Here is a 13,793-nt window from a genome sequence, read left to right on the forward strand (position 1 = left end):
GCCGGCGAGCGCGGCCAGGCCGAGCCCGGCGGCGGTGAGCGCGCCCGCGGCCGAGAGCGCGGCGGCCGGGGAGATCCTGCCGGACGGCAGCGGGCGTTCCGGGCGCTCCACGGCGTCCTCGGCCCGGTCCGCCCAGTCGTTCAGCGCCATGCCCGCCTCGTACAGGCACAGCGAGCAGCCGACGCCGAGGAGGGTGCCGCGGTTGGGCCGGAGTCCCGCGGCGGAGGCTCCGGCCAGTGCGTCCCCGGGCACGGTGAACACCGCGGATATACGCAGCAGTTCGGCCCAGTCGCGGGTGCTCACGCGGGGTCCCCCTCGGCGGTCGGCGCCAGGCGGCCGGCGAGGTCGAGCAGGGCGCCGAACTGCTCCCCGAGCGCGGACGATCCGCCGTCCGGATCCTTGAAGTAGAAGCCGAGGTCCGGCTGCGGTCCGCTCAGACCCGCCTCGTGGGCGCGGGCGAGCAGCCGTGCGAGGTCGAGGACCAGGGGCGCCGCGAGCGCGGAGTCGCAGCCCTGCCAGATGGTCTGCAGGACCATCCGGGAGCCGAGGAATCCGTCGAAGGCGATGTGGTCCCAGGCGGTCTTCCAGTCGCCGAGGGCCGGCACGTCGTCAATGTGCACCTCGCCCTCGGGGCTGCCGGGCAGCACATCGGCGAGGACGCGTTCCTTGCCGGCGTTCTTGGCGGCCGCGGCGCCCGGGTCGGCGAGTGCCGCGCCGTCCCCGCCGCCGAGCAGATTGGTGCCTGACCAGGCGCGTACGTCGAGCGCGCGCTGCACGAACATCGGCGCGAGCACGGCGCGCAGCAGCGTCTGGCCGGTCTTGCCGTCCCGTCCGGCGTACGGCAGTCCGGCCTCGGCGGCGGTCTCGGCGAGGGCGGGGTGGTGCAGGCCGGTGGAGGGGGTGAAGTTGACGTACGGACAGCCGGCGCGCAGGGCGGCGGCCGCGTAGAGGGAGCTGGCGGGCAGGCGGTCGTCCTGCTCGGGCACGGGTTCGGTGGAGGCGACGTTGACGACGACGACCCGGTCGAGGCCGCGGCGTGTCCGGAAGTCCCGCAGGTCGTCGGCGAATCGGGCGATGAGTTCCTCGTCGTCGCGGGTGTCGCCGGGCAGGGGCCCGCCGGGGCGTATCTCCGCGTCGGCGGCGGCGAGTTCGGAGCCGAGTGCGCTGGGCAGTCCGTGCGGCAGGACGCCGCCGGCGGCGAGCGCCTCGGCGCGTTTGGGCAGCGGGCAGTCGACGGTGTCGTGGCCGCCGAAGACGAGCGATCCGAGTGCGGGCAGTCCGCTGCCGGCGAAGGCGGCGGTCTCGGTGACCATGCCGGTCGCGGGGTGCAGTCCCGCGGCCACCGCGGCGCAGCCGGCGATCGCCGTGGTGGCGACGGAGCCGCGGGCGCCGATCAGCCAGACCCCGACGGGCGCGGGCCCGCCCCCCGGTCCGTCGGACGGTGTGCCGGCTCGGGTGGGGTCCGGGGAGCTCCCGGCGGTCGCGGACTCGGAACGGGACCTGGACGACGTGGACACGACTGCCTCCTGATCATTCAGCGACGGGACGCGGGAAGCGTCCTCACGCACCGGTTCGCACGCACGGCGGTCGCGCACCCGGGGCTCGCGGCCCACGGATGCGCGCCCGCCCGCGTACTTCCGGTGTGCACCGCCGGGCGGCGCACACCGGACACTCGGAGCACCGGACCGCCGGCCGGTGGCGGCCGGCCGCCCGCGGCGGCACGGTTGAGCCGCCGCGGGCCGGTCCGGNCGCCGCGGGCCGGTCCGGTGGATGGAGACGGCGAGCGGGGGTCCGGCGTCCCCCGCCCGCCGCCGTCTAGTCGCCCTCGGGGGGCGTGCCGGTCAGTTCCTTGACCCGGATGTCGCGGAACGAGACCTGGTCCTCGGCTCCGTGGTTCTGGATGCCGATGTGTCCCTGTTCGAGGCTCCGGGCCGGGTCGGTGTTGGTGAAGTCGTTGATCAGTACGCCGTTGAGGTAGATCCTCAGGCGCTCGCCCTCCACCCGCAGTTCGTAGGTGTTCCACTCACCCGGCGGGTTGAGGGCCGCATCGCGCTTCTCGATGTCGGCCGACTGGAAGCCGTAGACGGACCCGGTGGTCTTGTCCTCGGTGTCGGTGGCGTCGATCTGGATCTCGTAGCCGTTGTCGACCGCGGACCAGGGGTCGTCGGAGGCCGGGAATCCGATGAAGATCCCGGAGTTGTCGTCGCCCTCCATCCGCCAGTCCAGCTTCAGTGAGTACGACTCGAACTCCTGGGCCTCGTACCAGAACAGGCCCATGCCGCCCTCGCTGGTGAGGGTGCCGTCCTCGAGCGTGAAGGAGCCGGGTCCGGCCTGCTGCCAGCCCTCGGTGGACGTGCCGTCGAAGATCGGCGTGTAGTCCTGCTCGGGTCGGCAGTCGGCCTGGGCGTCTCCGGTGGCCCACTTGATGCCGCCCAACAGGTGCTGCACATAGGCGGGTTCGGTGAACGACTCCTTGGTGTGCCCGGCCCCGGTGTAGAAGGACCGGCCGCCCTCGTACTCCTGGCACCAGACGAACGGGTGGTCCTCACCCATGCTGCCGCCGTTGTACGAACTCTCGTCGAGGGTGGCGAGGACGCGGGCGCGATCGCGCGGGTTGGAGCGGTAGTTGTACCACTCGTCCGTGCGGTCCCAGGTGGCGTCGAGGTGTCCGGTGGCCGGGTGGCCGCGGTCCTCCACGTCGATGGTGGCCTCCTGGATCTCCGGGTGCGACTCGAAGTAGGCGCCCGCGAGGCCCTCGTAGAACGGCCAGTCGTACTCGGTGTCGGCGGCCGCGTGGATGCCGACATAGCCGCCGCCGTCGTTGATGTACCCCTCGAAGGCCTCCTGTTGGGCCTCGTCGAGTACGTCGCCGGTGGTGGAGAGCCAGATGACGGCGTCGTACTGGGCGAGGTTGTCGGCGGTGAAGTCCCCGGCGTCCTCCGTGGTGTCCACGGCGAAGTCGTTCTCCGCGCCCAGTTCCTGGATGGCGGCGATCCCGTCGGGGATCGAGTCGTGCCGGAAGCCGGCCGTCTTCGAGAAGACGAGCACCTTCTTCGCGGCCGCGGCGTCGTCCTTCGACGCCCCCGGGTCCTGCGAGGAGGCAGGGCCCGACACACAGCCGATGAGCAGGGCGGCCGCTGCTGCCGCAGTGGCTGCACGTGCTGTTGCGCGCATGGTGACCTCCTGTTCAGCTCGTCGTGAAGGTGAAGTCGTCCAGTTCGAACAGGGCGTCGGAGCCTTCGCCCTTGAAGACCAGGAAGAGGTCGGTGCTGTCCGCCGATCCCGCTTCCAGGGCGGTGCTCACATCGGTGTACGTCTCCCAGCCGCCGGTCGGTTCGACGTCGACGGAGCCGAGCAGGGTGCCGTCCACGGCGCCCTCGCGGACCTCGATGGTGCCGCCGGGGCCGTCGGAGGCGACGCGTGCGGCGAGCTCGGTGACATTGTCGAGGACATACGGCTTGAAGGAGATCCAGTCGCCGTCGTTGATCTCCCCGACGACCTTCCCGCCGTGCGCCGACTCGCGGTTGGTGGTCTCGACGCCCTCGGAGTCGTCGTAGAACTCGCCCTGCCGGTGCTTGGGCTGGGTGACGCTCTGGTCGTGGGTGGTCAGCGGCGGCTGGCCGTTCGCGCCCTCGTCGGTGTACTCGGCGTCGAAGACTCCGAAGATGTTGGCGTTCGGGTCGTGCTCGCCGTCCTCGGAGGTCTGCAGGGTGCCCTCGCAGCCGTTGGCCGAGGTGACCGGGTGGCCGTGGCTGTCGTGGCCGAGGATGTGGGTGACGGTGACCTTGCTGCAGTCGATCTCGGTGTCCTCGGCGTCGGTGACCGTCACCTTGAACGGCACCTTGTCACCGAAGGTGAACAGCTGGCCGTCCTTGGGGAGTTCGAGCTTCACCTCGGGTGCGGTGTTGCCCACGGTGATGTGCGCGGAGGCGGATCCGGTGCGCCCGGTGGTGTCCTCGACGGTGACCGTCGCGGCGTAGGTGCCGTTCTCCTCGAAGGTGTGCGTCGGGTTCTGCTCCTCGGAGGTCGCTCCGTCGCCGAAGTCCCAGCTGTACGTCAGCTCGTCGCCGTCGGCGTCGCTGGCCTCGGAGGTGAACTTGACCTCGAGCGGTGCCTGTCCGCTGGTGACGTCCGCCTTGGCCTCGGCGACCGGCGAGTTGCCCTCGGTGGCGTTCTCGATGCGATAGAGCGCGGAGTTCTCGTCACCGTTGAAGTAGCCGGTGCCGTAGTCGAGGACGTAGAGCGCGCCGTCCGGCCCGAACTGCATGTCCATCACCTGGGTGCCGGTCCAGGGGAAGTCGTTGATGGACTGCACCGTGCCGTCGCCGGCGCCGTCGTGTTCGATGCGCTTGATCCACTGGCGGCCGAACTCTCCGGCGAAGAAGTTCCCGTCGAACTCCTCGGGGAACTTGACCTGCGAGTCGAGGTCGGCGTCGTAGTGGTAGACGGGGCCGGCCATCGGGGACTCGGAGCCGTTGCCGAACTCGGGGACGGAGTCGCCGTCGTAGGGGATCCAGGCCTCCTGGGCGGGCGGCAGATCGGTCAGGCCGGTGTTGTGCCGCGAGGTGTTCTTCGGGGCGGCGCAGTCGAACTTCTCGCCCGAGGTGCCGGTGGCGAAGTCGTAGTCGTTGTAGGCGTCGTTCTTGCCCGTGCAGTACGGCCAGCCGAAGTTCCCCGCCTCGGTCACCCGGGCGAACTCGACCTGACCGGCCGGTCCGCGCTCCGGGTCGGCCGCGCCCGCGTCGGGCCCGTAGTCACCGACGTAGACGACGCCGGTGGGCTTGTCGACGCTGATCCGGAAGGGGTTGCGGAAGCCCATCGCGTAGATCTCGGGGCGGGTCTTCTCGGTGCCCTCCTCGAAGAGGTTGCCCTCGGGGACCGTGTACGAGCCGTCGTCGGCGACCTTGATGCGCAGGACCTTGCCGCGCAGGTCGTTGCTGTTGCCGGCGCTGCGCCGGGCGTCGAAGGCCGGGTTGCGGTCCTCGCGCTCGTCGATCGGCGTGAAGCCGTCGGAGGCGAAGGGGTTGGAGTCGTCGCCGGTCGATAGGTAGAGGTTGCCGTCCGCGTCGAAGTCGATGTCGCCGCCGACGTGGCAGCAGGTCCCGCGGTTCGCGGGTACGTCGAGGACCTTCTTCTCACTGTCCTTGTCGAGGGTGCCGTCCTCGTTCAGGACGAAGCGGGAGAGGCGGTTGACGCCGTCGAAGGGTTCGAAGTCGGCCGCGGTGCCGTTCTCGGGGGCGTCGCCCGCAGGGGTGTCCAGGGGCGGCGCGTAGTACAGGTAGATCGCGCGGTTCTCCTCGAACTGCGGGTCCACGCCGACGCCTTGGAGGCCCTCCTCGTCGTGCGAGTACACGTCGAGGGTGCCGGCCAGGGTGGTGGTGCCGCCGGTGTCGGTGAGCCGCAGGGCGCCGTCGCGCGAGGTGTGGAGGACCTGGCCGTCGGGGAGCAGTGCCATGGTCATGGGCTCGCCCATCTCCTCCTCGCCCTTGGCGAGGGTGACCTGCTGGAAGTCCTCAGCGGCCGGTGCCGCGGCCGGACGTCCGGCGTCCGGGTCGGCGGCGCCCGCGGTGGGGGCGGAGAGGGTGAGCGAGGTGCCGGCGAGCAGCGCTCCGGTGAGGAGCGCCAGTGGTTTGCGGAGTCTGGGCCGTTTGCTGTGCACGCAATGCCTCCGGTGGGGGCTGTCTCAGGGGGTGCCGTGGGGGAAGTTCGGGGCACCCCTCAGGGGGGATTGGCATGCTCCGGGGTGCGCCGTCACCTCGGAACGGGTTGCGTCCTATGTCCTGTACACCTCAGGGACGGTAGCTAGCTTTGTCTCGTACGGAAAGCCCTTGCACAGCACGGGACTTGGGCTTTTTCCCGACGCAGGACAAAGCGGCTCACGGGCAGGTCGGACCGACCCGGCGGCTCACCACTTCCGCCGGGCGGTCGCCCGCCCCGGGCCGTCGCAGCAATGCGGGCCCGGGTCTGATCAGGCCTGGTCCCCGCCGCCGAACGCCGCGTCGAAGGACGCGGTCGGCGGCTCGAAGTCGAAGGCCTTGAGCCGGGCGAGGGCCTCGGGCGCACCCTGCACCCTGTCCATCCCGGCGTCCTCCCACTCCACGGAGATCGGGCCCTGGTAGTCGATGGAGCGGAGCATCCGGAACACGTCCTCCCAGGGCACGTCGCCGTGACCGGCCGAGACGAAGTCCCAGCCGCGGCGCGGATCGCCCCACGGCAGATGGGAACCGAGCCGGCCGTTGCGCCCGTCGAGACGCTTGCGGGCCTCCTTGCAGTCGACGTGGTAGATCCGGTCCCGGAAGTCGTAGAGGAATCCGACCGGGTCCAGGTCCTGCCAGACGAAATGGCTCGGGTCGAAGTTCAGGCCGAACGCGGGCCGGTTGTCGACCGCTTCGAGTGCCTGCTTGGTCGTCCAGTAGTCGTACGCGATCTCGCTGGGGTGCACCTCGTGCGCGAAGCGGACGCCCTCCGCGTCGAAGACGTCGAGGATCGGGTTGAAGCGGTCCGCGAAGTCCTGGTAGCCGCGCTCGATCATGCCCGGCACCACGGGCGGGAACATGGCCACCAGATGCCAGATCGAGGAGCCGGTGAAGCCGATCACGGTGTCCACGCCGAAGGCGGCGGCCGCCCGCGCGGTGTTCTTGATCTCCTCGGCGGCCCGCTGCCGCACGCCCTCCGCGTCGCCGTCGCCCCAGATCCGGCTCGCCAGGATCGCCTGGTGGCGCTCGTCGATCGGATGGTCGCAGACGGCCTGTCCGGTGAGGTGGTTGGAGATCGCCCAGCACTTGAGGCCGTACTTGTCGAGCAGTTGGCGCCGCGTGTCGAGATAGCCCGGCTCGGCCAGCGCCCGGTCGACCTCGAAGTGGTCGCCCCAGCAGGCGAGTTCGAGCCCGTCGTAGCCGAAGTCGCGGGCCATCCGGCAGACCTCTTCGAGTGGCAGGTCGGCCCACTGTCCGGTGAAGAGAGTGAAGGGTCGGGTCATGTCCGGGCCTCCTTGACCGGTGCATGCTGTGGTTGTGCGATGAGTCGGGGCGCTGTCGGTGTCACTGCACCCCCTGCACGGGCGTGTAGGCGGAGTTCTTCTCGGCGCTCTCCTCGACCGCGGCGAGCACGCGCTGCACCTGCAGACCGTCGTCGAACGAGGGCGCCGGGTCACTGCCGGCGGCGATCGCCTGCACCAGGTCACGGGCCTGATGGGCGAAGGTGTGCTCGTATCCGAGCGCGTGGCCGGGCGGCCACCAGGCCTCCAGATACGGATGGCCCGGCTCGGTGACCAGGATGCGGCGGAAGCCGGCCTCCTCGCCGTGCACGCTCTCGTCGTGGAAATACAGCTCGTTGAGCCGCTCCAGGTCGAAGGAGAGCGAGCCCCGTTCGCCGTTGATCTCCAGGCGCAGGGCGTTCTTGCGGCCCGCCGCCATCCGGGTCGCCTCGAAGGACGCGAGCGCTCCGGAGCCGAGCCGCGCGGTGAACACCGCGGCGTCGTCCACGGTGACGGGCCCCCGCTCCTGCCCTGCGGCCCCGCCGAGCCCGCCCACCGCCCCGGCCAGGGCCGGCCGTTCCGGTACGAAGGTCTCGGTCATCGCCGAGACACCGACAATGGCGTCACCCACCACGAACTGCGCCAGGTCGACGATGTGCGCCCCGAGGTCGCCGAGCGCGCCGGAGCCCGCCCGCTCCCGGTCGAGGCGCCAGGTCAGCGGCGCCTCGGGATCCACCAGCCAGTCCTGCAGATAGGTGACCCGCACATGCCGTACGGCGCCGATCCGGCCGTCCGCCACCAGCTTGCGGGCGAGCGTCATCGCAGGCACCCGGCGGTAGTTGAACCCCACCATGGCGATCTGCCCGCGGGCCCGCGCCCGCCGCGCGGCGTCGGCCATGGCCTCCGCCTCCGCGACGGTGTTGGCCAGCGGCTTCTCGCAGAGCACATGCTTGCCGGCCTCGAGCGCGGCGATCGCGATCTCCGCATGGCTGTCACCAGGGCTGCAGATGTCGACCAGCTGTACGTCGTCGCGTACCACCAGGTCACGCCAGTCGGTCTCGGTGGCCGCCCAGCCCAGCCGGTCGGCCGCCTCCCGCACCGCGGCCGGATCGCGCCCGCAGACGGCCGCCATCGCCGGGCGCAGCGGCAGGTCGAAGACCCGGCCCACGGTGCGCCACCCCTGTGAGTGGGCGGCGCCCATGAACGCGTAGCCGACCATGCCGACGCCGAGTGGCGTCGCGGCCGGGGCATCGGCCCCGGTAACTTGCGTGTCCTGCATGCGGTGGTCCTCCTCGTCGACGCGTAGGGGGTGCCGTACGGGACGTTCACCACTCCCCCTGGGTGCTCGGTCGTGCCGCGGCATCACTTGAAGCCGGTGGGCAGGTATTCCTCGACGTTGTCCTTGGTGACGACGGCGGAGTACAGGGTGAGCGAGGTGGGGATCTCGAACTCGGCGAGACCGCTGATGCCCTTGTCCTGGCCGAGTGCGCGCGCCAGGTCGATGGCGGAGGCGGCCATCGTCGGCGGATAGAGGACGGTGGCCTTGAGCACGCTGTTGTCGGCCTTGATGGCGTCCATGGCGGACTTGGCACCGGCTCCGCCGACCATCAGGAACTCGTCGCGGCCCGCCTGCTTGATGGCGCGCAGCGCGCCGACGCCCTGGTCGTCGTCGTGGTTCCAGAGGGCGTCGAAGCTCTTCTGGGCCTGCAGGAGTTGGGACATCTTGGACTGCCCGGACTCGACGGTGAAGTCGGCGGCCTGACGGGCCACCTTCTTGATGTTCGGGTAGTTCTTGAGGGCCGCGTCGAAGCCCTGGGTGCGCTGCTTGGTGAGCTCCAGGTTGTCGACTCCGGCCAGTTCGACGACCTTGGCGTTCTTCTTGTCCTTGAGCTGTTCGCCGATGAAATGGCCGGCGTTGAGGCCCATGCCGTAGTTGTCGCCGCCGACCCAGCAGCGGTACGCCTGCGGGTTGTCGAAGATGCGGTCGAGGTTGACGACGGGGATGCCCGCGCGCATCGCCTTGAGGCCGGCCTGGGTCATGGCCTTGCCGTCGGCGGGCAGGATGACCAGGACGTCGACCTTCTTGTTGATGAGGGTGTCGATCTGGCCGATCTGGGCGGCCGTGTCGTTGGAGCCCTCGGTGATCTCCAAGGTGACGTCCTTGTACTTCTTGGCGCGCGCCCTGGCCTGCACGTTGATGGCGTTCAGCCAGCCGTGGTCGGCCTGCGGTCCGGCGAAGCCGATGGTGACCTTCTTGCCGGGCTTCTCGTCGGCGACGGGCGCGTCCTTGGCGTCGTCGTCGCTGCTCTCCTTCGGATCGTTGCTGGTGCACGCGGTGAGGAACGCACCGGTGGACACGGCGGCCGCTCCGAAGAGCAGTCCTCTGCGGCTGGTGTTCTCAGGCATGACGGACCCTTCGCGGAAAGGAACTCTGGTGGGTGAAGTGCGGCTCGCCGGCTGGGGGTTCGGCTCGCCCGTGGGGGTGCGGCTCTTGCGTCGGAGGGAGCGACCACTCGGTGGTCGTACGGCTCATTCGGTGGAGGTGCGGCGCTGGACCAGGACGGCGGCCACGATGATCGCGCCCTTGGCGATCTGCTGGACGGCGGTCTCCAGGTTGTTGAGCACGAAGATGTTGCTGATCGTGGTGAAGATCAGTACGCCGAGGACGGAGCCGACGATGGTGCCCCGGCCGCCGGTGAGCAGGGTGCCGCCGATGATGGCCGCGGCGATGGCGTCCAGCTCGTAGAGGTTGCCGTTGGTGTTCTGACCCGATCCGGAGAGCACGATCAGCATGAACGCGGCGATGCCGCAGCACAGTCCGGACAGCAGATACAGGTACAGGCGCTGGCGGCGGACGTCGATGCCGGCGAGCCGGGCCGCCTCGGGGTTGCCGCCGATGGCCACGGTGCGACGCCCGAAGGTGGTGCGGTTCAGGACCAGCCAGCCGATCACGGTGACCGCGGCGAAGATCAGCACGAGGGGCGGGATGCCGAGGACGTACGACTCGCGGGCGTGCAGGTCGAGGACGGACGAGATCTCGACGGTCTGGGTGTTGCCCCCGGTGATCTGCAGCGCGAGCCCGCGCGCCGAGGCCATCATGGCGAGGGTCGCGATGAAGGCGACCATCTTCCCGTACGCGACCAGCACCCCGTTGACCAGACCGCAGGCCACGCCCACCACGATCGAGGTGAAGAGGATCCCGGCGAACCCGTACTCCTGGGTGGCCACGGTGGTAGCCCACACCGAGGCGAGCGCCACGATGGCGCCGACCGAGAGGTCGATGCCGCCGCCGACGATGACGAAGGTCATGCCGACCGTCACCACGCCGATGATGGACGCCAGGGTCAGGATCAGCTGCAGGTTGCTGGTGTCGAGGAACTGATCGGGCTTGGTGACGCCGCCGATCACGGCGAGGACGGCCAGTACGCCGATCAGCGAGAGGGTCCGTACGTCGGCACGGAAGAACGCCGTCCGCGCGGGGCCCTCACCCCCGCTCTTCGCGGTCCTCTTCCAGGTGCCGGGGCCGGGCCCCGATCCGCCGTCCTCCTTGGCCGGCGATGCGGACTGCGTCATGACGCCGGGCTCCCTTCCATGACTAGATCGAGTACGCGGTGTTCGTCGAGGTCGCCCGCGGGCGCGGTGTGGACCACCTGGCCTTCGCGCAGCACCAGGACCCGGTCGGCGAGACCGAGCACCTCGGGCACTTCGCTGGACACCAGGAGGACGGCGAGGCCCTCGTCGGCGAGCCGCCGGATGACGGAGTAGAGCTCGGCGCGTGCGCCCACGTCGACGCCCCGGGTCGGTTCGTCGAGCAGCAGCACCCGGCAGCCGCGCAGCAGCCAGCGGGCCAGGACCGCCTTCTGCTGGTTGCCGCCGGACAGGGTGCGGACGGGGACGGCCGGGTTGTCCGGCCGCAGCGACAGGGAGCGCACGGCGTCTCTGGCCGCGTCGTGCTCCTTGCCCCGGTCGAGCCAACCTCCGCGCGAGAAGCGGGACATGGAGGACACCGAGACATTGCGGGTGACCGATTCGAGCATCAGGAGAGCCTGGGCCTTGCGCTCCTCCGGGGCGAGCCCCAGTCCTGCCCGCACCGCGTGGCGCACACTGCCGGGCTTGAGCGCGCGGCCGTCCACGTAGACCCGTCCCGAGGTCGGGGTGCGCGCGCCGTACACCGTCTCCAGGATCTCGGAGCGTCCGGAGCCGACCAGACCGGCGAGACCGACGATCTCCCCCGGCCTGAGTTCCAGGTCGATCGGCGCGAACTCGCCCTCCCGGCTGAGCCCTTCGGTCCGCAGGATCACCTCGCCGGTGGCCGGGTGGTCCGGTCGTTCCGGGAAGGCGTACTCGACGTTCCGGCCGGTCATCAGGGAAACGATGTCGCGCGTGGGGGTGGACTCGGCGGGCAGGCCCACCGCGACCGTGCGGCCGTCCTTGAGTACGGTCACCCGGTCGCCGATCCGGCGGATCTCCTCCAGGCGGTGCGAGATGTAGACGACGGCCACGCCCTCGGCGGTGAGTCCGGAGACGATCCGGAAGAGGTTGTCCACCTCGTCCGGGTCGAGTGCCGCCGACGGCTCGTCCATCACGATGAGCCGTACGTCGTGCGAGAGCGCGCGGGCCATGGACACGATCTGCTGCTGGGCCGCGGAGAGCGAGCCGACCGACTGTGCGGGCTGGATCTCCGAGTGCCCGAGGCGGGCGAGGAGTTCGGCGGTGGCGGTGCGGGCGTCGCCGCTACGGACCACGAATCCGGCGGTGGTGGGCTCATGTCCGAGGAAGACGTTCTCGGCCACCGACAGGTCCTCGACCAGGTCGAGTTCCTGGTAGATGGTGGCGATGCCGAGCCGCATCGCGGCGATCGGGGACCGCAGGGTGACGTCCTCGCCGCGCCAGCTGATCCGTCCCTCGTCCGGCTGGTGCGCGCCGGCCAGGACCTTGATCAGGGTGGACTTGCCGGCACCGTTCTGGCCGAGCAGGCAGTGCACCTCCCCGGCGGCGACCTCCAGGGCCACTCCGTCCAGGGCACGCACGCCGGGGAACGACTTGACGATGCCGTCCATGCTGAGCAGGGGTGCGGCGCGGTTCTGTGGTTCCCCGCGGACACGGTCTGAGGGAGGTGTGTCGTGCTCTGGTGCCATGTCGGTTCCCCTCGGCGGGTGCGGGCCGGTGAGCGGGCAGGGCTCGGCCAGGTGCTGGCGTGGATGCGCTGGGCAGATCGGACATGTGATGCGTGCGGGCGGCCCGAAGGCGGGCCCGTACGCCGGCCGGGCAGCAGCTGCGCGCTGAAGTCTCGCTGCCGGTACGGGTGTTGCTGGCTCGTACTCGGTGGTGCTGGTGCGGCTCGTGGTGCTCGGGCGACTCGGTGGTGCCGTGCGGCTCGTGGTGGTGCTCGGGCGTGCGCGGTACGGGTACGGATGGGTCCTGTGGTGCCGTAGTGCCGTGGTGCGGGTGGTGCCTGTGGTGCCTGTAGTGCCGTCTTACGAGTGGTGCCGGTGGTGCTGCGCCGGTCTCAGGCCGGCGAGAACAGGTGGTCGCTGATGAGCCGGGCCGCGCCGATGACTCCGGCGACGGGGCCCAACTCGCCCAGGACGATGGGCAGATTGCCGGTCGCGAGGGGCAGCGACTGGCGGTAGACCTGGGTCCTGATGGCCGCGAGCAGGTTGTGACCGAGACCGGTCACCCCGCCGCCGATCACCACGAGCCCGGGATTGAAGAAGCTGACCAGACCGGCGATGACCTGTCCGGTGCGGTTCCCGCCCTCGCGGATCAGCTCGAGGGCGGTGGGGTCACCGGCCGCGGCGGCCGCGGCGACATCGGCTCCGGTCAGCGCTCCGGCCGCTTCGAGGCGGCCGGCGAGCTCCGGGGAACGGCCGTCCTGCGCGGCCTCCTCGGCGTCGCGGGCCAGGGCCGATCCGCTGAAGTGGGCTTCCAGACAGCCCTTGTTGCCGCAGGCGCACGGGCGGCCGTCCGGGTCGACCTGGATGTGGCCGATGTCGCCGGCGCTGCCCGTCGTACCACGGTAGACCTCGGAGCCGACGACGATGCCGCAGCCGATACCGGTGCCGATCTTGACGCAGAGGAAGTCGTGCACGGACCGGGCGACGCCGGCGTGCTGCTCGCCCATCGCCATCAGGTTCACGTCGTTGTCGACCATCACCGGGCAGCCCAGGTCCTGGCTGAGCGCCTCGCGGACCGGGAAGCCGTCCCAGCCCGGCATGATCGGCGGGGCGACCGGGACGCCCTCGGGGAAGCGCACCGGACCGGGCACGCCGATCCCGGCTCCGTCGAAGCCCTCGGCGAGACCGGACGCCTTCAACTTCGCCGCCATCGCGAGGACTTGCTCGAAGACGGCGACCGGGCCGTCCCGTACGTCCATGGGCTGGGTGATGTGACCGAGCACTTCGAGCTCGGCGTTGGTCACGGCCACATCGACCGAGGTGGCGCCGATGTCCACGCCCAGGAAGCGGAGTTCGGGTGCGAGCCGGATGTTGTGGGAGCGCCGGCCGCCGCGCGATGCGGCGAGTCCGTCGGCGATGACGAGGCCGGTTTCGAGCAGCCGGTCCACCTCGACGGCCAGCTTCGACCGGGACAGGTCGACCTGATCCCCAAGCTGGGCCCGGGAGTTGGGGCCGCCGTCGCGCAGCAGGCGGAGCAGTCGCGCCTGGTGCGCGTTCGCGGGTCGAGCCGTCATACGTCTCACGCCGCCCCTCCCGCCGTGTCAGGCATCCGTCGCCGTCGTGCTTTCGAGGGGAACGTAGCAGCGGCTGCACGGAGTGGGAAGAACTTGCGCAGGAATCACCGACAACTTTCTCCACCC

At 70.6% G+C, this 13,793-nt stretch carries 10 protein-coding genes; all 10 read right to left on the bottom strand.

Annotation, left to right across the window (positions count from 1 at the left end):
• Positions 1 to 384 (bottom strand): UbiA family prenyltransferase (locus DY218_RS15230; RefSeq protein WP_199566745.1); only part of this gene is annotated, 384 nt, incomplete at its 3' end.
• The gene (locus tag DY218_RS15235) at positions 300 to 1,397 is read right to left on the bottom strand and encodes an inositol-3-phosphate synthase (protein ID WP_233521618.1); all 1,098 of its coding nucleotides are present in this window, start codon (positions 1,395 to 1,397) and stop codon (positions 300 to 302) included. The genes DY218_RS15230 and DY218_RS15235, both read right to left, overlap by 85 nt.
• Before the next feature lie 418 nt (positions 1,398 to 1,815).
• The gene (locus DY218_RS15240) at positions 1,816 to 3,174 is read right to left on the bottom strand and encodes a ThuA domain-containing protein (protein WP_128556567.1); all 1,359 of its coding nucleotides are present in this window, start codon (positions 3,172 to 3,174) and stop codon (positions 1,816 to 1,818) included.
• 13 nt (positions 3,175 to 3,187) lie between these two features.
• Positions 3,188 to 5,659, bottom strand: coding sequence for a PQQ-dependent sugar dehydrogenase (locus DY218_RS15245; RefSeq protein ID WP_233521611.1), 2,472 nt, complete (start codon positions 5,657 to 5,659; stop codon positions 3,188 to 3,190).
• Between the two features lie 309 nt (positions 5,660 to 5,968).
• Positions 5,969 to 6,979: a sugar phosphate isomerase/epimerase family protein gene (locus DY218_RS15250; protein WP_128556568.1), complete on the bottom strand. Its 1,011-nt coding sequence runs from the start codon at positions 6,977 to 6,979 to the stop codon at positions 5,969 to 5,971.
• 61 nt (positions 6,980 to 7,040) lie between these two features.
• The gene (locus DY218_RS15255) at positions 7,041 to 8,255 is read right to left on the bottom strand and encodes a Gfo/Idh/MocA family protein (protein ID WP_128556569.1); all 1,215 of its coding nucleotides are present in this window, start codon (positions 8,253 to 8,255) and stop codon (positions 7,041 to 7,043) included.
• A gap of 83 nt (positions 8,256 to 8,338) precedes the next feature.
• Positions 8,339 to 9,382 (bottom strand): substrate-binding domain-containing protein, encoded by a 1,044-nt coding sequence (locus tag DY218_RS15260; protein WP_128556570.1) that lies wholly within the window; start codon positions 9,380 to 9,382, stop codon positions 8,339 to 8,341.
• Between the two features lie 123 nt (positions 9,383 to 9,505).
• A complete protein-coding gene (locus tag DY218_RS15265) occupies positions 9,506 to 10,549 on the bottom strand; it encodes an ABC transporter permease (protein ID WP_128556571.1) in 1,044 nt (347 codons plus the stop codon).
• Entirely contained in the window at positions 10,546 to 12,036 is a 1,491-nt protein-coding gene (locus DY218_RS15270; protein WP_128556631.1) for a sugar ABC transporter ATP-binding protein, read from the bottom strand. The genes DY218_RS15265 and DY218_RS15270 overlap by 4 nt, the downstream gene beginning before the upstream one ends.
• Before the next feature lie 449 nt (positions 12,037 to 12,485).
• Entirely contained in the window at positions 12,486 to 13,667 is a 1,182-nt protein-coding gene (locus tag DY218_RS15275; RefSeq protein ID WP_128556572.1) for an ROK family transcriptional regulator, read from the bottom strand.
• Positions 13,668 to 13,793 lie beyond the last annotated feature (126 nt).

The sequence above is a fragment of the Streptomyces triticagri genome (genome assembly GCF_003429565.1).
Classification (GTDB): domain Bacteria; phylum Actinomycetota; class Actinomycetes; order Streptomycetales; family Streptomycetaceae; genus Streptomyces; species Streptomyces triticagri.